The sequence below is a fragment of the Cellulomonas sp. P5_C5 genome (assembly GCF_054049655.1).
This window is the reverse complement of sequence record NZ_JBFULY010000036.1, coordinates 16,642-39,964: the sequence shown is the minus strand read 5'-3', so window position 1 is coordinate 39,964 and position 23,323 is coordinate 16,642. Positions and strand designations below refer to the sequence as shown.

Annotated in this window: 25 protein-coding genes; 14 read left to right on the top strand and 11 right to left on the bottom strand. The window is 71.3% G+C overall.

The window, feature by feature from the left end:
- Nucleotides 1–1,441: molecular chaperone DnaK (dnaK, locus tag ACXJKF_RS20110; RefSeq protein ID WP_456789502.1), on the bottom strand; the 1,441-nt coding region annotated here is incomplete at its 3' end.
- 376 nt (nt 1,442–1,817) lie between these two features.
- Here dnaK and ACXJKF_RS20105 point away from each other — a divergent pair.
- The 6 genes from ACXJKF_RS20105 to ACXJKF_RS20080 all read left to right on the top strand — a co-directional run bounded on the left by ACXJKF_RS20105 (nt 1,818) and on the right by ACXJKF_RS20080 (nt 6,396).
- Nucleotides 1,818–2,216 carry an MmcQ/YjbR family DNA-binding protein gene (locus ACXJKF_RS20105; RefSeq protein WP_456789501.1) on the top strand — a complete coding sequence of 133 codons (399 nt, stop codon included), beginning with the start codon at nt 1,818–1,820 and terminating at the stop codon, nt 2,214–2,216.
- Between the two features lie 41 nt (nt 2,217–2,257).
- The gene (locus ACXJKF_RS20100) at nt 2,258–2,902 is read left to right on the top strand and encodes a hypothetical protein (RefSeq protein ID WP_456789500.1); all 645 of its coding nucleotides are present in this window, start codon (nt 2,258–2,260) and stop codon (nt 2,900–2,902) included.
- Nucleotides 2,903–3,337: 435 nt separating this feature from the next.
- Nucleotides 3,338–4,108: a class I SAM-dependent methyltransferase gene (locus ACXJKF_RS20095; RefSeq protein ID WP_456789499.1), complete on the top strand. Its 771-nt coding sequence runs from the start codon at nt 3,338–3,340 to the stop codon at nt 4,106–4,108.
- Between the two features lie 273 nt (nt 4,109–4,381).
- Nucleotides 4,382–4,909: a histidine phosphatase family protein gene (locus ACXJKF_RS20090; RefSeq protein ID WP_456789498.1), complete on the top strand. Its 528-nt coding sequence runs from the start codon at nt 4,382–4,384 to the stop codon at nt 4,907–4,909.
- 43 nt (nt 4,910–4,952) lie between these two features.
- Nucleotides 4,953–5,852, top strand: a complete 900-nt coding sequence (locus tag ACXJKF_RS20085; RefSeq protein ID WP_456789497.1) for a hypothetical protein — start codon at nt 4,953–4,955, stop codon at nt 5,850–5,852.
- 193 nt (nt 5,853–6,045) lie between these two features.
- The gene (locus ACXJKF_RS20080) at nt 6,046–6,396 is read left to right on the top strand and encodes a VOC family protein (protein WP_456789496.1); all 351 of its coding nucleotides are present in this window, start codon (nt 6,046–6,048) and stop codon (nt 6,394–6,396) included.
- An 84-nt stretch (nt 6,397–6,480) separates the two neighbouring features.
- On the opposite strand, the gene ACXJKF_RS20075 is transcribed toward ACXJKF_RS20080, so the two are convergent.
- The 3 genes from ACXJKF_RS20075 to ACXJKF_RS20065 all read right to left on the bottom strand — a co-directional run bounded on the left by ACXJKF_RS20075 (nt 6,481) and on the right by ACXJKF_RS20065 (nt 9,155).
- On the bottom strand, nt 6,481–6,771 hold the full coding sequence (locus tag ACXJKF_RS20075) for a hypothetical protein (RefSeq protein WP_456789495.1): 291 nt from the start codon (nt 6,769–6,771) through the stop codon (nt 6,481–6,483).
- 79 nt (nt 6,772–6,850) lie between these two features.
- Nucleotides 6,851–7,618, bottom strand: coding sequence for a hypothetical protein (locus ACXJKF_RS20070; protein ID WP_456789494.1), 768 nt, complete (start codon nt 7,616–7,618; stop codon nt 6,851–6,853).
- Between the two features lie 172 nt (nt 7,619–7,790).
- Nucleotides 7,791–9,155: a hypothetical protein gene (locus ACXJKF_RS20065; protein WP_456789493.1), complete on the bottom strand. Its 1,365-nt coding sequence runs from the start codon at nt 9,153–9,155 to the stop codon at nt 7,791–7,793.
- A 414-nt stretch (nt 9,156–9,569) separates the two neighbouring features.
- Between ACXJKF_RS20065 and ACXJKF_RS20060 the strand changes: the two genes are divergently transcribed.
- A complete protein-coding gene (locus ACXJKF_RS20060; protein WP_456789492.1) occupies nt 9,570–9,851 on the top strand; it encodes a hypothetical protein in 282 nt (93 codons plus the stop codon).
- A 35-nt stretch (nt 9,852–9,886) separates the two neighbouring features.
- Here the strand turns inward: ACXJKF_RS20060 and ACXJKF_RS20055 are convergent, their stop codons facing one another.
- On the bottom strand, nt 9,887–10,612 hold the full coding sequence (locus tag ACXJKF_RS20055) for an SDR family NAD(P)-dependent oxidoreductase (RefSeq protein WP_456789491.1): 726 nt from the start codon (nt 10,610–10,612) through the stop codon (nt 9,887–9,889).
- 101 nt (nt 10,613–10,713) lie between these two features.
- On the opposite strand from ACXJKF_RS20055, the gene ACXJKF_RS20050 reads away from it, so the two are divergent.
- The 5 genes from ACXJKF_RS20050 (at nt 10,714) to ACXJKF_RS20030 (ending at nt 17,680) form a co-directional block, all read left to right on the top strand.
- Nucleotides 10,714–11,577 (top strand): LysR family transcriptional regulator, encoded by an 864-nt coding sequence (locus tag ACXJKF_RS20050; RefSeq protein WP_456789490.1) that lies wholly within the window; start codon nt 10,714–10,716, stop codon nt 11,575–11,577.
- A gap of 55 nt (nt 11,578–11,632) precedes the next feature.
- Nucleotides 11,633–12,199 carry a dihydrofolate reductase family protein gene (locus tag ACXJKF_RS20045; RefSeq protein WP_456789489.1) on the top strand — a complete coding sequence of 189 codons (567 nt, stop codon included), beginning with the start codon at nt 11,633–11,635 and terminating at the stop codon, nt 12,197–12,199.
- Between the two features lie 175 nt (nt 12,200–12,374).
- A complete protein-coding gene (locus ACXJKF_RS20040; protein ID WP_456789488.1) occupies nt 12,375–15,125 on the top strand; it encodes a glycoside hydrolase family 9 protein in 2,751 nt (916 codons plus the stop codon).
- A gap of 226 nt (nt 15,126–15,351) precedes the next feature.
- Nucleotides 15,352–16,971 carry a cellulase family glycosylhydrolase gene (locus tag ACXJKF_RS20035; RefSeq protein WP_456789487.1) on the top strand — a complete coding sequence of 540 codons (1,620 nt, stop codon included), beginning with the start codon at nt 15,352–15,354 and terminating at the stop codon, nt 16,969–16,971.
- A 25-nt stretch (nt 16,972–16,996) separates the two neighbouring features.
- Nucleotides 16,997–17,680, top strand: coding sequence for an HAD family hydrolase (locus ACXJKF_RS20030; RefSeq protein WP_456789486.1), 684 nt, complete (start codon nt 16,997–16,999; stop codon nt 17,678–17,680).
- Nucleotides 17,681–17,906: 226 nt separating this feature from the next.
- On the opposite strand, the gene ACXJKF_RS20025 is transcribed toward ACXJKF_RS20030, so the two are convergent.
- Complete coding sequence (locus ACXJKF_RS20025) at nt 17,907–18,908, bottom strand: S66 peptidase family protein (RefSeq protein ID WP_456789485.1); 1,002 nt, start codon at nt 18,906–18,908, stop codon at nt 17,907–17,909.
- Between the two features lie 64 nt (nt 18,909–18,972).
- Entirely contained in the window at nt 18,973–19,899 is a 927-nt protein-coding gene (locus ACXJKF_RS20020; RefSeq protein WP_456789484.1) for a cold-shock protein, read from the bottom strand.
- Between the two features lie 168 nt (nt 19,900–20,067).
- On the opposite strand from ACXJKF_RS20020, the gene ACXJKF_RS20015 reads away from it, so the two are divergent.
- Nucleotides 20,068–20,385 carry a hypothetical protein gene (locus tag ACXJKF_RS20015; RefSeq protein WP_456789483.1) on the top strand — a complete coding sequence of 106 codons (318 nt, stop codon included), beginning with the start codon at nt 20,068–20,070 and terminating at the stop codon, nt 20,383–20,385.
- 272 nt (nt 20,386–20,657) lie between these two features.
- On the opposite strand, the gene ACXJKF_RS20010 is transcribed toward ACXJKF_RS20015, so the two are convergent.
- From ACXJKF_RS20010 to ACXJKF_RS19995, 4 genes are read right to left on the bottom strand one after another with little or no spacing between them, the layout of a single operon-like run.
- Nucleotides 20,658–20,798, bottom strand: a complete 141-nt coding sequence (locus tag ACXJKF_RS20010; RefSeq protein ID WP_456789482.1) for a hypothetical protein — start codon at nt 20,796–20,798, stop codon at nt 20,658–20,660.
- 51 nt (nt 20,799–20,849) lie between these two features.
- A complete protein-coding gene (locus ACXJKF_RS20005; protein ID WP_456789481.1) occupies nt 20,850–21,362 on the bottom strand; it encodes an NUDIX hydrolase in 513 nt (170 codons plus the stop codon).
- 43 nt (nt 21,363–21,405) lie between these two features.
- Nucleotides 21,406–21,939, bottom strand: coding sequence for a DUF402 domain-containing protein (locus ACXJKF_RS20000; RefSeq protein WP_456789480.1), 534 nt, complete (start codon nt 21,937–21,939; stop codon nt 21,406–21,408).
- A complete protein-coding gene (locus ACXJKF_RS19995) occupies nt 21,926–22,477 on the bottom strand; it encodes a DUF4303 domain-containing protein (protein WP_456789479.1) in 552 nt (183 codons plus the stop codon). Before ACXJKF_RS19995 ends, ACXJKF_RS20000 begins: the two co-directional genes overlap by 14 nt.
- Before the next feature lie 93 nt (nt 22,478–22,570).
- Between ACXJKF_RS19995 and ACXJKF_RS19990 the strand changes: the two genes are divergently transcribed.
- Nucleotides 22,571–23,275 carry a hypothetical protein gene (locus ACXJKF_RS19990; protein ID WP_456789478.1) on the top strand — a complete coding sequence of 235 codons (705 nt, stop codon included), beginning with the start codon at nt 22,571–22,573 and terminating at the stop codon, nt 23,273–23,275.
- The last annotated feature ends 48 nt before the right edge of the window (nt 23,276–23,323 follow it).

Sequence of the window (23,323 nt, the reverse complement as noted above, 5' to 3'; positions counted from 1 at the left end):
CGGTGATCGTCATCGACTGCTCCTTGTTGGTGCCGCGGTCCTTGGCGGACACGTGCACGATGCCGTTCGCGTCGATGTCGAACGTGACCTCGATCTGCGGCACCCCACGCGGCGCCGGCGCGATGCCGGTGAGCTCGAACGTGCCCAGCGGCTTGTTGTCCCGCGCGAACTCACGCTCGCCCTGGAACACCTGGATCAGCACCGACGGCTGGTTGTCCTCGGCCGTCGAGAAGATCTCCGACCGCTTGGTGGGGATGGCCGTGTTGCGCTCGATGAGCTTGGTCATCACGCCGCCCTTGGTCTCGATGCCGAGGCTCAGCGGGGTGACGTCGATGAGCAGGACGTCCTTGCGGTCGCCCTTCATGACACCGGCCTGCAGCGCGGCACCGACGGCGACGACCTCGTCCGGGTTGACGCCCTTGTTGGGCTCCTTGCCGCCCGTGAGCTCCTTGACGACCTYGGTGACCGCAGGCATGCGGGTCGAGCCGCCGACGAGCACGATGTGGTCGATCTCCGACAGCTTGATGCCCGCGTCGCGGATGACCGACTGGAACGGCGCCTTGGTGCGGTCGAGCAGGTCCTGCGTCATCTGCTGGAACTGCGCGCGCGTCAGCTTGGTGTCCAGGTGGACCGGGCCGTTCTCGCTCATCGAGAGGTACTGCAGCGAGATGTTGGTGCTCGTCGCGGACGACAGCTCCTTCTTGGCCTGCTCCGCCGCCTCGCGCAGACGCTGCACGGCGATCTTGTCCTTGCCCAGGTCGACGCCCGTGGAGTTCTTCACCTCGGAGATGAGGAACTCGACGATGCGCTGGTMCCAGTCGTCGCCGCCGAGCCGGTTGTCACCGGACGTCGCGCGGACCTCGATCGTCGAGAAGCCGTCGTCGTCCTTGCCCACCTCGAGGAGGGACACGTCGAACGTGCCGCCACCGAGGTCGAAGACGAGGATGAGCTCGTCCTCCTTGCCGCGCTCCAGGCCGTAGGCGAGGGCGGCGGCGGTGGGCTCGTTGATGATGCGCAGGACGTTCAGGCCCGCGATGGCGCCCGCGTCCTTGGTGGCCTGGCGCTCGGCGTCGTTGAAGTACGCCGGAACCGTGATGACGGCCTCCGTGACCGGCTCGCCCAGGTAGGCCTCCGCGTCACGCTTGAGCTTGGAGAGCACCCGCGCGCTGATCTCCTGCGCGGTGTACTTCTTGTCGTCGACAGCCTGCGACCAGTCCGTGCCCATGTGGCGCTTGACCGACGTGATGGTCCGGTCGACGTTGGTGACGGCCTGGCGCTTGGCGATCTCGCCGACCAGCACCTCACCCGTCTTGGAGAACGCCACGACCGACGGCGTCGTGCGCGACCCCTCGGCGTTGGCGATGACCGTGGGCTCGCCGCCCTCGAGGACAGAGACCACCGAGTTCGTGGTGCCCAGGTCGATGCCGACTGCTCGTGCCATGTGTGTGCCTTCTTTCGTGTCGTACTGGGGGTGTGTCGTCTCGCTCTTGAGTCCGGCTGGCTCAAGTCTGCGTCGGGTTGTCGCTCCGCGCAAACTCGGGTGGGCCGAACCTGAGTCTGTTGGGCTCAACCTTGCGAGAGGCCAGCACATTCCCGGAGCGGGGCACGACCCCGGAAGGCCTGCCAGCTGGAAGACACTCAGATCCCTTGGGAGTTGTCCGAGTCTCGTCTGCGCTCGGACCGGTCGGTCGTCGTGACGCAGGTCCTCCGAGCTGGGCCCGATAGTCCGATGACGTCGGCGCGGCCCCCGCCAACCCCGGAGACTCTGATGTGCTGATGTCCTACCCGGCGGGGAGGATGGGCGCGGGAAGGTACAGATGAGCGACATCGCGGACGTTCCACCCGCCGTTGTGGGCCGGCTCCGGGTGATCTGCGGGGAACTGCCCGAGGCGTACGAGGAGCCGGCGTGGATCGGCCTGCGGTGGCGGATTCGCCGGCGGACGTTCCTGCACGTCTACACCACCGACGAGAGGCGGTCGGCGTATATCGATCTGGACCATCCGGCCATCCTGATGACCTTCAGGGCACCGCCCGGGGAGTTGGCCGCGCTGGCGCATGCCGGCCCTCCGTTCTTCCGGGCCGACTGGGGTGAGAATGTCGTGGGAATGGTGCTGGACGACGAGACGGACTGGGTCGAGGTTGCCGAGCTGGTGACGGACAGCTATCGCGTGCAGGCGCCCCGCCGCCTCGCGTTCCGGCTGAAGGCAAGTGGATGAACCAGTCACGTGGCTCACCGCCGGTCTCTAGGATCGTCCGCGTGGACCACGCAGACGCCGTCGACGCAACACGCGCCCTGGTCGCCGCCGCGGACGAGTCGGCGCTGCGCGCCTGGTGGGTGGACAGCCTGACGTCGCGCGACCTGGAGGTCCGCGGCCTGTGGCCCGCGTGGACGGCACTGCGCCACCTCCCGGCGCACGACTTCACGCCGTCGCGGCAGTTCAACGAGGCGAACTGCGAGGTCTGCGGGCGCCGTCGCGAGCCGGACGATGCAGTGCCCGCCGAGCTGACGCCGGCCGCGACACTGGGCGCGCCGAGGCACCCGGTCGACACCGCGCCCCTGCACACACTGATCGCGGCGGTCGCTGCGCTGGGGCCGCAGGCACAGCTCACGGAGCTCGGACGGTGCGGGATCGGCGTGTACCGGTCGACGAAGTGGGAACGCGTCGCGGTCCTGGAGCAGCTCGCCCGCGTGGGAGTGCTGCGCACGGGTCGGCCGCTGCCGTCGGACGCGTGGGTCACCTGGGACGAGGAGAACGCGAGTCAGCCCGCGCAGCGCGGCAGGCGCGAGTGGCGTTACCCGGCGCGATGGTGGACCGGCGAGCACGGCGTCGACCTCGGACGCGCCCACGCGCTCTTCGGTCCGCTCGACGACGGGGCCGGTTGGGACCAGGGGCAGCCGTGACCCGGCGCGCCGGGGCGTGGGCCGGACCGCGCCCAGTCGACGCGCGAGCGGCGAGGGTCGCCAGGACGACGCTCCGTGGGGACGGCTACGTCCACGACCGCGCCGTCGTCACCATCGGCGCGGTTGACCATCTCCGCACCGTCGACGCTCGAGACCGTCGCGCCCGAGTCCCAGCAGCTGCCAGGTCGACGCGGCACGCCCGCCGCCGTGGTGGGCGACCGTCGATCTGAGGATCCGGAGCTCTGGTGGGTTCCTACAACCACCTCGACACTTCGGCTGGAGGAAGACCACCGCGCCGAGAGGCTTCGCGGCACAGCCCCTGTAGGTTCGCACCGCACGTGTCCGCCGAGGCTGAGTATCTTGACGTCGAGATACTCGCCGGATCGGTGGTCCCGGACTGTCGATGGCGAGCGGCCCGGACAAGGAGAGCTCGTCATGCCAGTGGACTTCCACGATCCCGCGAATGCGCGCACCTACTCGGGCCGTGACGCAGACCCCGCCTGGGGGCGGGCCATCACCACCCTCCTCGACGCCACGGGGTGCACCGTCGTCGATGTCGGGTGCGGTGGTGGCACGTACTCGAGGGCGTGGCTGGGGCTCGGCGCGTCAACCGTGATCGGCGTCGACTCCAGCATCCCGATCCTTGAGGCGGCGCATGTGGACGCTCCTGCGGGCCTCGCGTTGCGCGTGGGCGACGCGACGGCCACGGGTCTGCCCGGAGCCAGCCACGACGTCGTCTTCGCCCGGGCGCTCGTCCACCACGTGCCCGACCTGCGGTCCGTCGTGGCTGAGGCGCACCGCCTGCTGCGTCCGGGCGGGCGCTACCTGGTGCAGGACCGGACGATGGAGGATGTCGACCAGCCCGGGTCGCCGGAGCACCCGCGCGGATGGTTCTTCGAGGTGTTCCCTCGACTTCGAGAGGTCGAGATCCGTCGGCGCCCGGACGACGGCGCCCTGCGGGACGCGATGGCCTCCGCCGGCCTCGACGCGCCGACCGTCCGCACCCTGTGGGAGGAGCGGAGGCGCTACCCCCGCCGCGACGCCTACCTCGCCGACGTGGGCGCCCGAACCGGACGTTCGCTGCTGCACGAGCTCGACGACGACGAGCTCGTGCAGCTCGTGGCCGAGCTACGTGGGCGCCTACCGGACGGGCCGGTCGTGGAGCAGGACCGCTGGACGCTCTGGTGCGCGACCCGCTCGGCCTGACCCAGCCCGCCCCTGGTGATCCTGTGCACTGAGGATGAGGACAACTAGTTGTCTCGGCGTGACTCGGGCGACGCGCGTGACCACCTCCAGGCTCGTTCGAGTGCCGACCCTCGGCGCCGCGACAGCGGTCGATCGTGCTCGTCGAGGTCGTAGGCGAGCCGCCGCGCGGCATCGACGGGGGACGCGTCGCGCTCGTCGTCCGGGGCGTCGAGGTGTACCCGACGGGTGCCTGACAGGCAGCTGCGACGGGGCCGCACCGCTACCGTTCCGGGTGTGGTCGTGTATCTGATCCGGCACGGTCGGCCTGTCGTCGTCCCCGGGACGCCGGCGCAGGGGTGGGAGCTGGACCCCGAGCACGAGCGCGACGTCGCAGAACTGGCCGCTCGTGCGGCATGGTCCGACGACGCTGCGTGGTTCACCTCGCCCGAGCCCAAGGCGGCGCGTACCGCGTTCCTGCTGGCGGGCCGGAACGTCGACGTCATCGACGACCTCCGCGAGCACGACCGGGGTGAGGGCGCCTGGGTCGACGACTTCCAGGGCGCGATGTTCGAGGCGTTCGCGCAGCCTGACACGGCGGCCCGCGATGGCTGGGAGACGCTCTCCGAGACGCGCCGCCGTGTCGTCGAGGCGGTCCGCGACCTCGTCGCCGCCTGCCCCGGGCGGGATCTGGTGCTGGTCGGTCACGGGACCGCCTGGACCCTGCTCGCGGCCGAGCTCACCGGCACCGAGCCCGACCTGGAACACTGGCGGGCCCTCGCCATGCCCGGTGTCATCGTCGTCGAGACCGACGGCCAGCCCTGAGACCGGGTACGTCTCTCTGGATACCGAGCTGAGGTGTGACCCGATGCTGACCTACGACAAGCCGGCGCTGCTCGAGCAGCTGACGGCTCTTCCGTGGCAGGCGCGCACAGCCTTCTCTGCTGCGTGCGCGGAGCTTCTGATCCCCGCCGTCCAGAGCTCGCCGGGCCCGCTGGGAGCGGAGGGTCTTCTGACGCTGCGAGCCTCGGTGGACGAAGCGTGGAGCTCTGCTCGACGGTCCGACGATGCGCGCTCCGACACGTCGTCCGAGCTCGAGAGTCTCCTCTCCGGGGACGAGGGCGAGGAGGGTGGAGAGGTGTGCGAGAACGCGGTCGCGGCAGTGATCTACGCCCTGAGGTCCGTCGGCGGCGGTGACGCTCAGGACGCGGAGTGGGCCGCACGGCAGCCGCACGACGCAGCCGACTGGTGGGCGCAGCAGCAGGTGGCGGACCTCGACCTGAACGATGCCGGTGCTGAGCTGGTCCTGGCTTCCCATCCTGCGGTTCAGTCGGCGCTGGAAGGTATCTGGGCCAACCTGCGCGCAGTCAGCGAACCCGAGCCCTCGTCATGGGAGACCCTGCAACGCGAGTCACAGGCGCKAGGTKCGGAGCTGGCCAGGCTGCTTCGCGCGGAGGGAGCTCCGACGAGCCGCGCAGCGCAGCCGGTTGCCGGCTCCGAGCACACGCCGGAACCCGAGCTCGTGGAGCTGCACCTGATCGAGCTGCGCTCCGCCCCCGCGGGCAGGTGTGCGGCCGTGTTCCTCGACGGGAACGGCGAGCGGGTCGAGACGGTGTTCACGCCGGTCGCACGAGGAGGGCGCATCCTGGGCGCCGCACCCGACCCCGACGTCTTCACGACGTTCGCCGGATCGATCGAGGAGCTGCGGGCAGTCGTCGCGGCTGTCGTGGCGTTCTGCCAGGCTGCGGGAGCCCGTACCGTCGGCTGAACCATTCGGGCCATGTACGCGACCGGCCGCCCCCTCGGAGATCGATCTTCGTCGCGTCGACTTCGGGTAGCCGTGAGGTCGATGTGTGGGTTTGCACCCAAGCGCTGCGGGCGGCAGCACGCGCGGTCCCCTCCCGCCGCCTCTCGCCCATCCGGGTATCTTGACGTCAAGAGACACCCGGAGGGACCGATCTGTGATCCACCACGTCCAACTCATGTGCCCGCCCGGTTCGGAGGACGCCTCCCGCGTCTTCTACCGCGACGTGCTCGGGCTCGAGGAGGTGCCCAAGCCTCCCGTGCTCGCCGCCCGCGGCGGATGCTGGTTTCGCGGCGTTGGCATCGAGCTCCACCTCAGCGTCGACGAGGACTTCCGGCCCGCACGGAAGGCGCACCCGGGGCTGCTCGTGACCGACCTGGACGACTGGGCGCGACGCCTGGCGGCGGCCGGCTACCCCGTGGACTGGGACGGCAACTTCCCCGGCATGCGGCGCTTCCACAGCCACGACCCGCACGGCAACCGTCTGGAGCTCCTCGAGCCGGTGTGACCGTCCCCCGCAGGCGGCTCGTCCGATAGGTGAAGGGCGAGCACACTTGCGCGACCCTCTTCTCGCTCGGAGCAGCCGTGCGTCCTACTGCTTGGCGGCAAGCTCTGAGCGGAGATGCAGGATCTCCGCGATGAGGATCGGGAGCGCGTTGCGCGCTTCGGCGATCAAGTCATGGCACGCAGCATCTGCCGGTCCGCTGTCGCGTGTCAGATACAGGTCCTCGCGGCGGTCGCCTCCTGCGCCGATCATGATGAAGGTGTCGCCAGACGTGAGATCCCGACCCTCCACCGACGACGTCCATGGGGGCGGATCCCCCTTGTCTGAGAGACGAACGAGTCGCTTGAGCGCGTCATCATCGAGTCGGGTCGGATCCATACCGGGCATCCTCCCGCGGGCACTCGCCGAAACGGCCGCGGCGGCGTCAACTGGCTACGGTCCACGGGGCGACCTCGGGTCAGTCGGCGCGGCCGAACTCCCGCAGCCAGTCCCGCGGGTCGGTGGAGAGCAGCTGCCGGGCCATGTCCTGGCTCGCACGCACCGGGTCGTCGGCCGCGCTGTGCAGGTCGAGCCAGCGGTGTCGCACCTCGCGCTGCGGTGAGCGCACGACCTGCTCGAACAGCAGCCCGACGCCGGAGCCGCTCGGTGTCGGTACGACCAGCGACAGGGTCAGTCCGGGCGGCAGGACGAGCGCCTCGGGCTCGAGCCGTTCGTGGAGCAGGCGGGCAGCGCGCCGGCGCGGCGTCTCCCAAGAAAGGTCGCGGGAGGCCCGCTGGATCTCTGCCACGTACTGCGCACGGTCGAAGTGCACGTCGCCGAGGCCGCAGGGGTCACCGTCGTACGTCTCGGTCGCACGCAGTGGTCCGTCGAACGTGCCCGCACCGAACTCGCGGAAGTCGATCCACGACACGCGCCGTCGGTCGGGCGACGGGATCACGAACGGGGCGATCGCGCCGCAGCCGGCGTACCCGCACGAGCAGCAGCACACCGCCACGCGCCGCCCGAGGTCCACCGGCAGCAACGGGGAGTCGGCACCGAGCACCGTGGCAGGGGCGAACCCGTGCCACGCGCGTTCGGCGAGGACGCGGGATCTGGAGTGGCGTCCAACGGGGTCGGTCCCGTCCACGAGGAGGGTGACGACGGGCCAGTCCGGCCGGTCGTCGACCACGTCGAACCGCAGGGTGAGGACGGACAGCTGCCGGGGGCCGGTTCGCGGCTTGCGCATGTGGATCGACGCTTCGCGGCGCGTCGGGGCCATCGTCTGAGCGGGGTGGTGATGATCGCGCGCTCGGGATCTCGCTGTCCAGCCCTCGCGACACGCGCGCCGCGCTCCGGACAGATCCGCTGGGTTCCTCCAGGGTCGTCGACGACCAGTCCTGGCTCTCCCAGGTCTGGTGTCAGTGCCTCGGGTTCGGCGTCGAGCTCGACGAGAGCGTGAACCCGGCTCCCGGCGTCGGGGACGGTGACCGCGACCCGGACCCGCGGCGCGGCGACGTCGCGCTCGCGGGCGTCGGCTCCGTGACGAGCTCGGTGATCTCGAGGTCCGACTTGAGGTCGACGAGGGCGCGCTTTGCTCGGTCGACACTCTTCTCGAGGTAGCCGGCCCAGTACGTGAGAATCTGCGCCTCGCCGCGGCGATTCAGCTCGTCCAGGGCGCGGTTCGCGATCCTGACGTAGTCGTTCATGTCCATGACGGTGCGCGTGAGGTAGGGAGTCTCGTCACCCGGCTCCTTGACCTCCAGGTCGTCGATGCCCGTCTGCATCGCGTACTCGAGCTCGATCGAGTGCGCCTCGATCTCGCGCAACGCCTGGCTGAGCGCGTAGGCGGGGGCCTTGGTCACCTTGTTCTCTGCGTCGTCCCGCACCCGCACGAACACGGCCTCACGCCGGTCCTCTTCCGTCCCGCGTCCTCGGCGGGGTGGTGGGAGCGTCAGGAGCGCCTCACGCTCGACCGCGTCCACCGTCTCGGCGTTGTAGATCCACGCGTCGTCCTTCTTGCTGCCGTCCTTGAGCTCGTCAGGCATCTGCGAGTTCTGCAGTGCGTGGACGAACTCGTGCAGGACCGACGAGACGAGCACCTGGCCCTGTTTCTTGGCCGAGAGCAACGCCGGCCGGTTGAGGAAGATGACGACTTTCTCTCGTTGCGGGAAGGTCACGGCGATCACACCTTTGACGCGTCGGAACGTGACCTCCAGTGCCACCTTGGTGGCGTTGTCACCACCGGTGCCCGACTGCAGACGAAGGGCCTCCCACGGTTTCTGGAGGGCTTTCGACACTGCTTCTGCGAGGCTCTCCCCGTCTTTCTGAGCGTCCGACTGYCAGCTCTGCACGGCCGCCCACAGCGCCTCCACGACGCTGCTCAGCTCCTCTCCTGGGGAGAGGCGCCGCCGCTTGGGGAGCGGCTCGTCCGGGTCGGAGGAGGACCGCGGCCGTTTCATGGCCGGCGGCTTCCGGCCCGTCGCGATGTAGCTCTCGATCAGGTGATCGAGATCGCGTACCCGGTAGACCCGGCGCTCACGCATCCAGGCCGCGCCCAGGTTGCGTTGAGCCGGCGTGAGGCCGTCCCAGCTGGGGCCTTCCAGCTTCACGACGGTGTCGGCGTCGTCCAGCACGACGCGGCGGATGGTTCCCTGTGACCGAGTCGCGGCGAACCGTCTCAACCGGTCGATCGGCAGCACGTCGACGGCCCGCACGTCTGCGCGCTGCTCCTCAGGGCTGTCAGCGCGACCGACGACGAGTCCCGCCACGGGCACCGGGTGCATCGGGGCATCGGCCCGTGGTGACTGCGCTCCGCTCCCCGCATCCCGTCGGTCGACCCGATCCCGCTCAGGTCCCGCCTTCGACTGTCTCTCCATCGGCCCCCCAGCCCTTTCACGACCGACCCTAGGTCGTCGGCTCACGGCTTGGGGATTCGTGGTGGCGTGACGCCACCGTCGCTCCCGCCCGCCCTCGCCGACGGAGTCGAGGTAGGCGTCCGGCACGAGACCGCGGTAGGCCTCACGCCAGCACGCGGTCTGGAACGCAGCGATGGCCCGGGCATCGGACGGCGTCGCGTCGCGGAGCTCGTAGTCCTCGGTCACGGCCCGAACCTCTCAGGTCCGGCACCACTCGACGAGAGGTGTCCGAGGATGTGGACGACTCAGAACCGTCCAGGTCGCGTCCGGCAGGATGGCGCCATGGATGAGGACGCCCCGACGCTCGGCCGGATCCGGGCTGACCTCGCGGCGCTCGACACCACCGACAGCCCGGAGGCGCGGGCGCTGCGCAGGGTCCTCGGGTGGGCCGACTACGCCGAGTTCAAGGAAGGCAGCCCGTATCACGAAGGTCGCGTCCCGAGCCTCCTGGAGCTGGCCGTCCAACGGTTCGAGCGCGAGGCGAACGTGTGCGCCAGCGCCCGCGACCCCGCGGGCGCCGAGGCACACCGGCGCAGCGCCGCAGCCCTCGCTCCCTACCTCTGAGGGTCCGTTCGGCGTCACGGTCAGAAGTCACCGCGTCACCAGGGCAGCGCGCCCGCGTCGTCGCGGAAGGTGCCGTTCGGCCCGCCGTCGGGCAGCGTGGCGAGCTCGAGGAAGACGGCGGCGCCCTCCTCGGGCGTCCGGGTGCCGCGGTGGCCGTTGAGGTCGGTCGACACGTACCCGGGGCACCCGGCGTTGACCAGGATCCCGGTCCCGGCGAGCTCCTTGGCGTACTGGACCGTGACGGCGTTGAGGTAGGACTTCGTCGGCGAGTACGCGGCGGAGACCGGGCCGACGGCCTCGGCCTGCGCCGTCTGCAGGGTGAGCGATCCGACCGTGCTGGAGACGTTGACGATGCGCGGCGACCCGGCGCGGCGCAGCAGGGGCAGCATCGCGTTGGTGACCCTGATGACGCCGACGACGTTCGTGTCCACGACCCGCAGGACCTGGTCGGCGCTGACCTTGCTCGGCTCCTGCGGCACGCCGCCGGTGATGGCGGCGTTGTTGACGAGCACGTCGAGACCGCCCTGCTGCTCCAGCTGGGCAGCGGCGGCGGCGACGCTCGCGTCGTCGGTCACGTCCAGCGGTACGCCGAAGACGTCGAGGCCTTCGGCCAGGAGCTTCTGCACGGCGTCGTCCCGTCGGCCGGTGTCGCGCGCGCCGACGCCGACGCGGAACCCGAGCCGAGCCAGCCCGGCGGCGATCTCGTAGCCGATGCCCTTGTTCGCGCCGGTGACGAGAGCGGTCTTCTTGTTCTCTGACATGCGTCGATCGTGCTGTCGGCTCGCCGCGGGCTCCAACACCGATCGGGTGCAGCGCGATACCGCACCGATATGACACGAGGCCACGGGCGTACGCTGCCCGCGTGGAGACCCGCGAGCTGCGCTACTTCATTGCCGTCGCCGAGGAGTCGCACGTCGGCCGCGCCGCCGAGCGCCTGGGCATGGCCCAACCGCCGCTGTCGCGGGCCATCGCCCAGCTCGAGCGCCGGCTCGGGGCTCACCTGTTCGTCCGCTCCCCCCGCGGCATGACCCTCACGAGCGCCGGACAGACCCTCCTGCGCGAGGGTCGGGCGGCGCTCGCCGCGGTCGAGGCGGCCGAGCGGCGCACCCGCCGCACCGTCGCGGCAGCCGGCCGGGCGTCCGTGGTGCTCACGGCCAAGGCGGGCGCGTCCAGCGAGCTGATGGCCAAGCTGCTCGACGCGTACGCCGCCGAACCGGATGCCGTCGACGTCGAGGTGCTCCTGAGCCCGCCGGGCCACCAGGCGCCGATGCTGCGGGACGGGCGCGCCGACGTCGCGATCCTGCACCAGCCCTTCGACGACCTCAGCGGCTTCGACGTGGACACGCTGAACGTCGAGGACCAGGTGGCGATCCTTCCTGCCGGCCACCCGCTGAGCCGCGCGCCCTCGCTCACGGTCGCCGAGGCGACGTCGATCCCCGACCTGCCCCCGCCGCGCTGGCCTCGGCTCGACGGCACCTACCCGGACGGCCCAGGTCCCGAGCTGCGCGACCTGACGCAGGTGCTGCAGCTCGTGCGGCTCGGCCGCGCCGCGCTCGTGATGCCGGAGTCGGCGCGCGTCAACGTGCGCGACGGGCTGGCGGTCGTGCCGGTCTCCGACGCCCCGCGCGTCAGGACGGTCATCGCCTGGCCGCCGCAGAGCGTCTCGTCGGGCGTCGCCGGCCTGGTCCGCACCGCGTCACGTCTCTACGCCGCGCCGCACGACTGACCGGCAGCAGCACCTGGACTGATGTCCTCCGGTCGACCGGGGTGTATGAAGACGCATGGGCAAGCTGATCTACGCGGCGAACACCTCGCTCGACGGCTACCTGGAGGACGAGGACGGCTCCTTCGACTGGTCGGTACCCGACGAGGCGGTGCACGCGTTCTGGAACGAGCACGAGCGGCAGATCGGCACGTCGCTCTACGGCCGGCGCATGTACGAGACGATGCGCGTCTGGGAGGACGACGACTGGCTGACGGACGAACCAGCCGTCGTCCGCGAGTACGCCGGGATCTGGCGCGACGCCGACAAGGTCGTCTACTCCACGACGCTCGACGCCGTGTCGACGGCGCGGACGAGGATCGAGCGGMAGTTCGACCCMGAGGCGGTACGACGGCTCAAGGAGGCGTCCGGCGCGGACCTGAGCGTCGGCGGCGCGACCCTCGGGGCGGAGGCGTTCCGGCACGGGCTCGTCGACGAGTGCGTGCTGCTGCTGTGCCCGGTGCTCGTGGGCGGCGGCAAGCCGGCGCTGCCGCGCGGCGTACGGCTCGACCTGGAGCTGCTGGACCACCGACGGTTCGCCAACGGTGTGGTCTACGTGCGCCACGCGGTACGAAGCGCTCTCTGACACCCTCTGCCGACCGCTCGCCTAATCGATTCCGCTTTCTGTAGCGCGCCAGAAGGAGACACGGACCGTCCTACCGTGGCTCGAGCGCTCCCTACGACGGCCGTCCCAGCGCCGGGATGTCGCCGTGCGTGGTGATCGCCGTCCACCCACGTCGCTCGCCCAGCAGAGGACCGCCATGTCACCGAGTACCCACCGTCGCCACGGGCTCCCCCGGCGGCGCACCGCCGGCCTGGCGGTCGCCGCTGCGCTGGCGGTCTCCGGCCTCGTCGCCGCGCCGCAGGTCGCCGCCGCCGCCACCGATCCCGGCTCCCCGGTGAAGGTCAACCAGGTCGCCTACGTCCCCGGTGTCGCCAAGGTCGCGACGCTCGTCAGCACGTCGACCTCGCCCGTCGCGTGGACGCTGCGGAACGCGGCCGGGACGGTCGTCGCGTCGGGCCAGTCGACGGTCAAGGGCTCCGACGCGCTGTCGGGCGACTCGACCCACCTCATCGACTTCTCGACGTTCGACACACCTGGATCTGGCTACGTGCTGTCCGCCGCGAACGCCAGCAGCTACCCGTTCGACATCTCCGCCGACCCGGTGAAGAGGCTGCGGTACGACGCGCTCGCGTTCTTCTACCACCAGCGCAGCGGCATCGCGATCGACGCCCAGTACGTCGGCAGCACCTACGCGCGCGCGGCCGGTCACCTGGGCGTCGCGCCGAACCAGGGCGACACGAGCGTCCCGTGCCGGCAGTCGTGCGGCTACAGCCTGGACGTGCGCGGCGGCTGGTACGACGCGGGAGACCAGGGCAAGTACGTCGTCAACGGCGGCATCGCCACGTGGCAGCTGCAGAACGCCTACGAGCGGACCCTGTACGTGACGGGAGCCGACAAGGCGGCGCTCGCCGACGGCACGATGGCCATCCCGGAGCGCGCCAACGGTGCCCCGGACATCCTCGACGAGGCGCGCTGGGAGGTCGAGTTCCTGCTCCGGATGCAGGTGCCGGCCGGTCGCACGGACGCCGGGATGGTGCACCACAAGATCCACGACGAGAACTGGACGGCCCTGCCGACGATTCCCGCGCAGGACAGTCAGCGCCGGCTCCTGTCGCCGGTGAGCACCGCGGCGACGCTCAACATGGCCGCGGTGGCGGCGCAGTCGTCGCGGCTGTGGAAGACGCTCGACCCGACGTTCTCCGCCAAGGCCCTCGCGGCGGCGCAGACCGCGTACACCGCCGCGAAGGCGAACCCGAACCGGATCGCGTCCGCGACCGACGGCACGGGCGGTGGTGCCTACGGCGACACCTCGGTGACGGACGAGTTCTACTGGGCGGCGGCCGAGCTCTACGCGACGACCGGCTCCGACACGTACCGCGCCGACGTCACCGGCTCGTCGCTGTACAGGGGCGGCAGCTTCGCGCAGCGCGGGTACGACTGGGGCTGGACCGGTGGTCTCGGCGACACGACCCTCGCGCTGGTGCCGACCGGGCTCCCGTCGTCCGACGTGGCCGCCACGCGCGCGGCCATCGTGACGTTCGCCGACGCGGCCCTGGCGCGCGCCACGAGCCAGGCGTACCCGGCGCCCAACAACGCCGGGAGCGTCTACTACTGGGGCTCGAACGGGCAGGTCGCCAACAACGCGAACGCCCTGGCCCTCGCGTACGACTTCACCGGGCAGGCGAAGTACCGCACCGGCGTGTACGCCGCGCTCGACTACTTCCAGGGCCGCAACCCGCTCAACCAGTCCTACATCGCCGGCTACGGCGAGAAGGCGGTCCAGAACGTGCACCACCGGTTCTGGGCGCACCAGGCGAACGCGTCGCTGCCCATCGCGCCCCCGGGCTCGTTCTCGGGCGGTCCGAACAGCGAGCTCCAGGACCCGATCGCCGCGGCGCAGGCCGCGGGCTGCGCGCCGCAGAAGTGCTTCGTCGACCACATCGAGGCGTACTCGGTCAACGAGGTCGCGGTGAACTGGAACTCGGCGCTGGCGTGGCTCGCGAGCTGGGCGGCCGAGCACGCGGGCGGCACGCCCCCGGTCGACACCACGCGGCCGAGCACGCCGGGCACGCCGACGGCGAGCGCGGTCGGCGACACCTCCGTGACGTTGACGTGGACCGCGTCCACGGACGCGGAGAGCGGGATCTCGCGGTACGACGTCGTGCGCGTCGCCGGGGACTCGCTGGAGGTCGTCGCGACGTCGACCACGACGTCCGCCACGGTCACCGGCCTGCGTGCCGGCACGTCGTACGTGTTCGTCGTCATGGCGCACAACGGCGCGCAGCTGAGTGCGACGTCCCCGTCGACGAGCGTGACGACCACCGGCGGCACGACCGACCAGCCGCCCACCGCACCCGGCGCCCCGGTCGTGTCGGGCATCACCCAGACAGGCGCCACGCTGGCGTGGTCGGCCTCGACCGACGACAAGGGCGTCGCCGGGTACGACGTCCTCCGCCTCCAGAACGGCACGTCCACGGTGGTCGCGACCTCGACCACCACCTCGACGACGCTCACCGGGCTGACCGCCGACACGGACCACGTGTTCGCGATCCGCGCCAAGGACACCGCCGGGCAGGTCTCGCCGGGGTCCACCTCCGTCGCCTTCCGGACCCTGCCCACCGCCACCACACCGCCCGGCGCGTGCAAGGTGACGTACTCGGCGAACTCGTGGGGCACCGGGTTCACCGCGAACGTCACCCTCACGAACACGGGGTCGACGGCCTGGACGTCGTGGAAGCTGGCGTTCAGCTTCCCGGGCAACCAGTCGGTCACGCAGGGGTGGAGCGCCACGTACAGCCAGACAGGTTCGGCCGTGACCGTGACGAATGCGGCGTGGAACGGAAATGTCCCCGCCGGCGGCTCGACGAGCATCGGCTTCAACGGCTCGTACAGCGGCACCAACTCCCCGCCGACGGGCTTCACCGTGAACGGGGCGCCCTGCGCCTGATCAGCTCGCTCCTGCAGTGCGGCGAGGGCCGCCGGTCACCCGACCGGCGGCCCTCGCCGCACATGCACCCCGAACACGTTCCTGCGGGTGGCAGCGCAGGGAACCGCTTGCGTGAATCGCTTCACACCGCTGCGCGAACGACGTTCGTCTGATGGGCTGAGCCCCTTCGTTGCCAGCGTCGCCGCGATCCGTGCGCGGTCCCGTTTCCCTGAGAGGGATCCCTCCCGTGCACCCACTTCGCAAGGTCCTCACCCTCGCCACGGCGGCTGCGGTCGCCGTCGCCGGCTCGGTCGCCATCACCAGCCAGGCGAACGCCGCTGCCGGCTGCCGCGTCGACTACACGGTCACCAACCAGTGGCAGAGCGGCTTCGGAGCCGACGTGAAGGTCACCAACCTGGGCGACGCGGTCACCGGCTGGGACCTGCGCTTCTCCTTCGGCGCAGGCCAGACCGTCTCGCAGCTCTGGAACGGCTCCGTCACGCAGTCCGGAGCGGCCGTGTCGGTGCGCAACGCCGGGTGGAACGGGAACATCGCGACCAACGGCACCGCGTCGTTCGGCTTCAACGGCTCGTGGGCCGGGAGCAACCCCGCACCGAGCGCGTTCACGCTCAACGGTGTCGCGTGCACCGGGAGCCCGGTCACCCCGACCAGCACTCCCACGACGTCGCCGACGCCGACGCCGACCCAGACCCCGCGGCCGACGACCACGCCGACCCCCACCCCGACGCCCACGCCCACGCCGACCACCGGACCGATCACGGGCAGCGCCGCCCAGCTCGTCGCCGACCTGGGCAAGGGCTGGAACCTGGGAAACCAGCTCGAAGCCAACGTCAACGGGGTGCCCAGCGAGACGGCGTGGGGCAACCCGGTCATCACGGGCGCCCTCATCGACCGGGTCAAGGCGTCCGGCTTCTCGACGATCCGGATCCCGGTCTCCTACCTCGGCAAGATCGGCTCCGCGCCGAACTACACCGTCGACTCGGCCTGGCTCGCCCGGATCCAGCAGGTCGTGAACCTGGCCTACGACCGCGGCCTGAACGTCGTCATCAACATGCACGGCGACGGCTACAAGGGCGTCAGCGGCTCGTGGCTCATCTGCGACGCGTCCGGGCAGGACACGATCAAGGCCAAGTACCAGAAGGTCTGGCAGCAGGTGGCGACGACGTTCAAGGGCTACGGCGGACGCCTGATCCTCGAGTCGATGAACGAGAACTTCGACGGGCAGTACGGCGCACCCACCCAGCCGTGCTACTCGAACATCAACGCGTACAACCAGGTCTTCGTCGACACCGTGCGCCAGACCGGCGGCAACAACGCCTCCCGCTGGCTGCTGGTCCCGGGCTGGAACACGAACATCGACTACACGACCGGCAACTACGGCTTCGCGATCCCGACCGACCAGTACCGCTCGTCGGCCATCCCCAGCAACGAGAAGCGCCTCATGATCTCCGCCCACTACTACGACCCGTGGGACTTCACGGGCACCGAGGACGGCACCATCACGCAGTGGGGTCCGAACGCGACCAACGCGGCGAAGAAGTCGGTGTGGGGTCAGCAGGACTTCATGGACGCGCAGCTGAAGAAGATGTACGACAAGTTCGTCGTCAACGGGTACCCGGTGTTCATCGGCGAGTACGGCTCGATCGACAAGACCAACTTCGACTCGACGAACAACAAGTACCGCGCCGACTACGCCCGGACGCTGGTCACCACGGCGAAGAAGTACGGTGCCGCCACCGCGTACTGGGACAACKGCTGGAACGGCCAGTTCGGGTTCGCGCTGTTCGACCGCAGCTCGGCGACGGTGACCCAGCAGGGCATCATCACCGCCATCACGGGGTCGTGACCGCGTCCTGACGACGACCGGGCCCATGATCGCGCTGCTCGACCTCGACGAGACGCTCGTCGACCGCTCGGCAGGCTTCGCGGCGTGGGCCCGGTCCTTCGTCGACCGGTGGTCGCTGCCCGGCGATCAGCGGGTCTGGATCGAGGAGCTCGACCGAGCGGTCACGCAGCGGGAGCAGTTCTTCGACGCCCTCTGCGAGCGGTTCCCGCAGGCCGGACCACCTGACCGGCTCTGGCAGGACTACCGCAACCAGCTCCCGCTGCACACGTCCGCCTTCCCCGGCGTCGTCGAGCACCTGGAGACCCTGCGCTCCACCGGCTGGCGCCTGATGGTGGTGACGAACGGACGGACGGAGACCCAGGTCGGCAAGCTGCGGCGCACCGGCATCGCCGATGTCGTGCACGGCTGGTGCGTCTCCGAAGAGGCGGGCGTCCGCAAGCCCGACGCCGCGATCTTCGCCCTGGCGCTGAGGCGGCTGGGAGCAGCCGTCGGCGACCGCTGCTGGATGGTCGGCGACGACCCGGCCGCCGACATCGCGGGCGGGAGCGCCGCTGGTCTACGGACGCTCTGGATCAGCCACGGGCGACGGTGGCCGCTCAGCGACCTCCGCCCCGAACGGACGGCGGTGTCTCCGCGCGACGCACTGGCTGCGCTCGCGGCCGGCGATGCGCGCGACGACGCGGCGGCGGTCGCGACACACCTATCCTGACCAGCGATGATCCCGATCGAGCTCGTCATCTTCGACTGCGACGGCGTGCTCGTCGACAGTCATGGCCGACGGGCTGTCCTCCAGCGGGATCGCCGCGACCGTCGTGCTCAGCCCCGGGGACGGTCACGACGTACGTGTCACGCATCCTTGCCAAGCTCGACCTGCGAGGACGGGTGCAGGCCGTCGCCTACGCCTACCGACGAGGCCTGGTGACCTGAGGGCCCCGTCAGCGTGGCTGTACCGCCGGGTCGAGCAGCGACAACGTCCGCTGTCCCGCGTCGAGGCCGGCGCGGACGCCGACCGGCATGGGCAGGTTCGGGCCGGCATGCCCGACCTCGACGTTGCCCAGGACGGGGATGTCACGGTCGCCGAGCACGTCGAGGACGATCTCGGCCAGGGTCGGCGACGCGTCGGGCGCCTCGAGCCCACCGATCTCGCGCGGGATCCCGACGACCATGCCGGAGATCCGGTCGAGGATGCCGGCGTGCCGCAGCACGTGCAGGTAGCTCCACACGTACGAGCTCAGGCCGCCCATCTCCTCCCAGAACAGCACGGCGCCGTCGAACCACTCGAGCGGCACCGCGAACCGCGTGGCCTGCACCAGCGCGATGCGGTTGATGACCCCGCCGATCAGGGGGCCCTCCGCGCGCCCCGGACGCCAGCACTCCCACGTCGGGCTCGCGGGCAGCGCACCGATCGCCTCGGTCCCGGTCAGCAGCCGGGAGTAGAGCGACTCGAGCTCCGCCCGGCGCGAYGCCGCCGCGGACTGCCAGCTGCCGCCGAACCCCGGGGTGGCCATGTTGGCATGGAACCCGACCAGGCCGGTGCGTGCGTAGAGCGCGAGGTGCAGCAACGAGATGTCGCTGTAGCCGAGGATCGGCTTCGGGTCGGCACGGATCGCGTCGAGGTCGATCAGGTCGAGGTAGCCGAACGCGGTCTGGCCACCGTCGTTCGCGACGATCGCACGCACCTCGGGATCACGGAGCAGACCGTTGAGCTCGGCGGCGATCACTGCGGGTTCCGCCGCGCTCCACCACCGGCTCCGGCCCACCTCGAGCAGCGGAGCCCGACGCACGCGGAACCCCATCCGCTCCAGCACGACCACCGTGTGCTCGACGTTCGGCTGGTACTCCGCGGGCAGCGGTCCGGACAGGGCGGCCACGACGACGAGATCGCCGGCCCGAAGAGCACGCGGTCGCAGCAGCGGAGGCGGTGCAGAACCAGTCACCGGCGCAGTATCCGCGCGCACACCCCGGCACGCGACGTCTTTCGCGCGCTCTCACCAGCCGCGCTCAGACCCGTTCGACGCCGTCGGCCTGCGGTCCCCGGTCGCTCTGGCGCACCTGGTACCGGACCCGGTCGCCCTCCTCCAGCGCTTCGGCGCCCCTCACGACCGACACGTGCACGAACAGGTCCGCGCCGCCCGCGTCCGGGGTGATGAAGCCGAACCCGCGCTCCGCGTCGTAGCGCGCGACCACGCCCTCACCTCCCCGCACCGGGCCGTCCGACTCCCTCGGAGGGCCGGACCGTCCGCGAGCCGGCGCCGCAGGGGTGCTCCCCACGAGCCGGATGCTGCGAGCCTGGAGCCCCTTGTCGCTCGTGCCGACGTCGTAGGTCACGCGATCGCCCTCGAAGAGCTCGGTCACGCCCCCGGGCAGCGCCCGGACGTGGACGAAGAGGTCCTCGCCGCCCGAGTCGGGGGTGACGAACCCGAAGCCCTTCTCCCCGTCGTACCAGGACACGGTGCCGTCCGCCCCGTCGGACGCCTGAGGTCGCCCGACGGCGTCCGCGCGGAGCGGCAGCAGGTGGTCCGCCTGCGGACCCTTCTCCCCGTCGACGACGAGGAACGCCACCCGCTGCCCGTCCGAGACCACGCCGCCGCCCACGATGGCCGAGCTGTGCACGAAGATCTCCGCCCCACCGCCGTCGGGCGTGATGAAGCCGTACCCCTTGCCCGGCTCGTACCAGGAGACCGTGCCGAGCACGCCCAGGAGCGCGTCGGGGGCGTGCTCGCCCGTGACCCGGACGCGGCGCGCCTGCGGTCCGCGGTCGCCCTCGCCCATCTCGAACTCGACGATCTGCCCCTCCCGGAGCAGCCTCGGCCCGTCGTCACCGACGATCTCGGACGCGTGCACGAACAGGTCGTCGGCCCCGTCCCCGAGGGCGAGGAAGCCGAACCCCCGCTCGGCGTCGAACCATCGGACAGTTCCCTCGGGCACGGTTGACTCCTCGTCGACGTTCACGTTGCTGCCACCAGTGTCCCTGATCGAACCGCGGACCTGGGTCCGGAGTTGGGCGACCGCAGTGGCCGTCTCCGCGGTGGCGAGGGATGACGTGCACGGAAAGTCTCTGAACGTGCCGTACGACGCAGCCGTCATCCTGGACCGGTGCACGCACACGGAGCCCCGGACGGGCTGGCTGAGGAGCTCGCCAGGCTGTTCGTCCGGTACGACCCGCTGGAACCGTGGCTGACGGAGAGCCACTGGGACGACTCCTCCTGGGACAAGGAGGCGCTCCGGCTCGCCGGCCGGCTCACCGGCGACATGTCCGTCGGCGAGGTACGGGCGGCTCTGCTCGCGGTCCTCGCCGAACCCTTCCCCGGCTCAGTCGTCGACGGCGGCCTGCTCCGTGGCGACCACGTCGATGCCCTCGCCGAGGCGTGCTGGCGGCTCCACCGGTCCCGCACGCAGGCAGACGACCTCTGAGCGCACCGCCATTGTCGTTGGCGGCCGCACGCCGGTCCGGGACCATGGCTCGGTGCCCGATCTGACACGTGCCGAAGCCACCGAGCTCCTCGCCGACGCTGCGGCCCTCTGGCGGCTCGACCACGCGAGCTCGGGATGCAGGTCCTGCTGGCCCAGACCCCGCGCTCGGGAGCGATGGCGGTGGCGCGCAGGTTCGCGAAGGGCGAGCTGAGCGCGCGCGAGCTGTGCCGATGGGCGCACCGCGTCATCGGCCATGACGGCGACCCCGACTGTCAGGTGTTCGTCGTGCTGGACGACACCCGGGTGCCTCGCGGCAGGTCCAGGAGGTTCGGGCCCCGAGTGGCGATGTTGTCGCCCAGCTCGAGGAGCTCGTCGTGCAGCTCGTCGTGCTGCTCGCCGTGGACGAGGTGCACCTGGCGCAGGGTGGGCTGAGTCGGTCGGCCGCGACACGGAGCGGTGCCGGGTCAGGTGACTGCCGACGCGACAGCAGCACGCGCCCCCGGCCACAGCGCCGTCAGGCGAGCGAGCCACGGGGTCGCCAGCCGGCGTCCCTCGACCTCCCCGACCGTGACCCACTCCGCCTCGTGCACCTCCGTCGGGTCCAGGCGCACCGTCGGGAGGCCCGACGCGACGGCGACGTACAGGTCGACCAGAGCGGTGCGCTCGGCGAACCGCCCGACGAGCTGGAGAGCCGGCTCGGCGACGACGAGTCCCGTCTCCTCGCGCAGCTCCCGTGCGGCAGCCCCACGGCTCGTCTCGCCCGCGAGCGCGCTGCCGCCGGGGAACTCCCACGCGAGCGGAAAGTCCTTCGTCGCCGCACGTCGCGTCATCAGCACCCGACCGTCGGCCCGGACGACGCACGTCGCGACGACCACGTGCCAGCGGCCCACCGGCCAGCGCGGCTCCCCTCGACGCACGACCTCGCCGGTGCGCCTCCCGTGCTCGTCCGTGAGGTCCCACAGCTCCGCCTCGGTCACCCGCGCATCGTCGCACCCCGTGCGACCGGGCGACGCGACGGGCTCAGGGGGTCCAGCCGTCCCATCGGCTCCACCACGGGGTACCCGCGTCGAGCTGCGCCGTGACGTCGGCCGCGGCAGCCAGCACGAGGGCGACGGTGTCCTGGTCGATGCGTCCGCTGACCCGCTGCCAGTGCAGGTCGGCGACGTCCTTCCACTCCCGCCGGCCGTCGGGGAGGACGATCAGGTCCAGGCCGTGGTCGTCGGTCTCGAACCCGTCGCGCCGACGGACGACGGGCGCCTCGAAGTTGACGTACCAGTGCAGGAACGTCCCGGCGGGGTCGAAGAACTTCCAGACCCCGTAGTGGTCGCCGGTCCGGTGCAGCTGCAGCACGACGGTGGAGCCCCACGCCGGGTGCGCGCTCCACGGGTGGGGGCCGAACGGGTGCGGCGGGAACGTGAAGCGCGAGCCGGGATCGAGGCGGACGGCCAAGGTCGTGCCGTCGTCGGACACGACGGTCACCGGATGCTGCAGCCACACGCGGTCGTGCAGCACCTCGAACCGCTGGATCAGCGAACCCGGCTCATGGCTCCACACGGTGGACGTCCCTGTCGATCGCGCTGACGCCTGCCGCGTACCCCTCGGACGCCTCCTCGAGCCAGGCCGTCAGCAGCGGCCCGGGCGGGTTGAGCCGACGGGCGAAACCGGCGTCGGACTCGTCGGGCGGCATCGTGGCGACCAGCAGCAGCACCCGCTCGCGGGCCTGCCCGGTGCCGAACAGACCGTCGGCGTCGAGCAGCCGGAGCGCGGCCTCCATCGAGGCCAGCCGGAGCCCGTACTCGCGCTCCGCGGCCTCGGGCGTCCGGTCGACGACATCGCCACGCTCGGCGTAGAGCGGCTCCACCGCGGCGAGGTGCTCGTCGCCGACGATCGCCAGCGGGCTGTCGGCCAGGTCCCACCGCTCCGGGCCGTCGAGCGTCACGCTCAGGTACGGGCGCAGCGCCTCGCCGGTGGTGACCAGCGCGAACGCGCAGAACGGGCCGGGGTGCTCCGCGCGCACCTGCTCGACGGCACGCCGGGTCGCGACGGCGATCGCTGCGGTCAGCGCCGGGTCGCCCTGCACGTCCTGACCCATGATGCTCGCCCCCTGACCTCCGGACTCCCGACGACGCCGACCCTAGAGGACCGTCGCGCTCGCCCGTCGGCAGGTCGTCCTAGTCTCGTGCGCGTGACGACCTTCGACGACGACCGAGCGCTCGCAGACCAGTTCGTCGCCGGCCGCTTTCCCACCGCCTGCGGCGCCGTGCTGGCCGGGAGCAGCGCCACCGGCGCCAGCACGCCGACCAGCGACCTCGATCTCGTCCTGCTCTGCCCGCCTGACTCCTTCGACGGCGAGCGCTCGAGCCTCGCCGCCACCTACGAGCACGGTGGGCGCGTCGTGGAGGTGTTCGCCTACTCCCCCGACGCGTACCGCACCTGGGCCGGCCGCGAGGTCGCCGCGCACCGCCCGGTCATCCTGGTCATGCTGAGCGAGGGCGTGATCCTGCGCTCGGGGCCCGAGCTCCTCGAGCTCCGGGCGTGGGCCGGCGAGGTGCTGTCGGCCGGCCCCCGGATCGAGACGCACGCGCTCGACCTGCGCCGATACGCCGTGAGCGCCCTGCTCGACGACCTCGCCGACTCGGACGACCACGCAGAGCGCGCGCTCCTCCTGGCCGAGGCGTTCACGGCGCTGTCGGAGCTGCTGCTCCTGGCGCACGGGCAGTGGCTCGGGTCCGGGAAGTGGCTGCTGCGCAGGCTCCGCGCGTGGGACCGAGCGGCGGCCGCCCGTCTCGGTGACGCGTTCGCGTCCGGCGACCGGCGCAGCTTCCTGCGGCTGGCCGACGACCTGCTCGCACCTCTGGGCGGCCGGCTCCAGGCAGGCATCGTCCGCTGACCGGCGAGCAGTGGACCGCGAACGCTTGCTGTGGATCGCCCCGGAGAG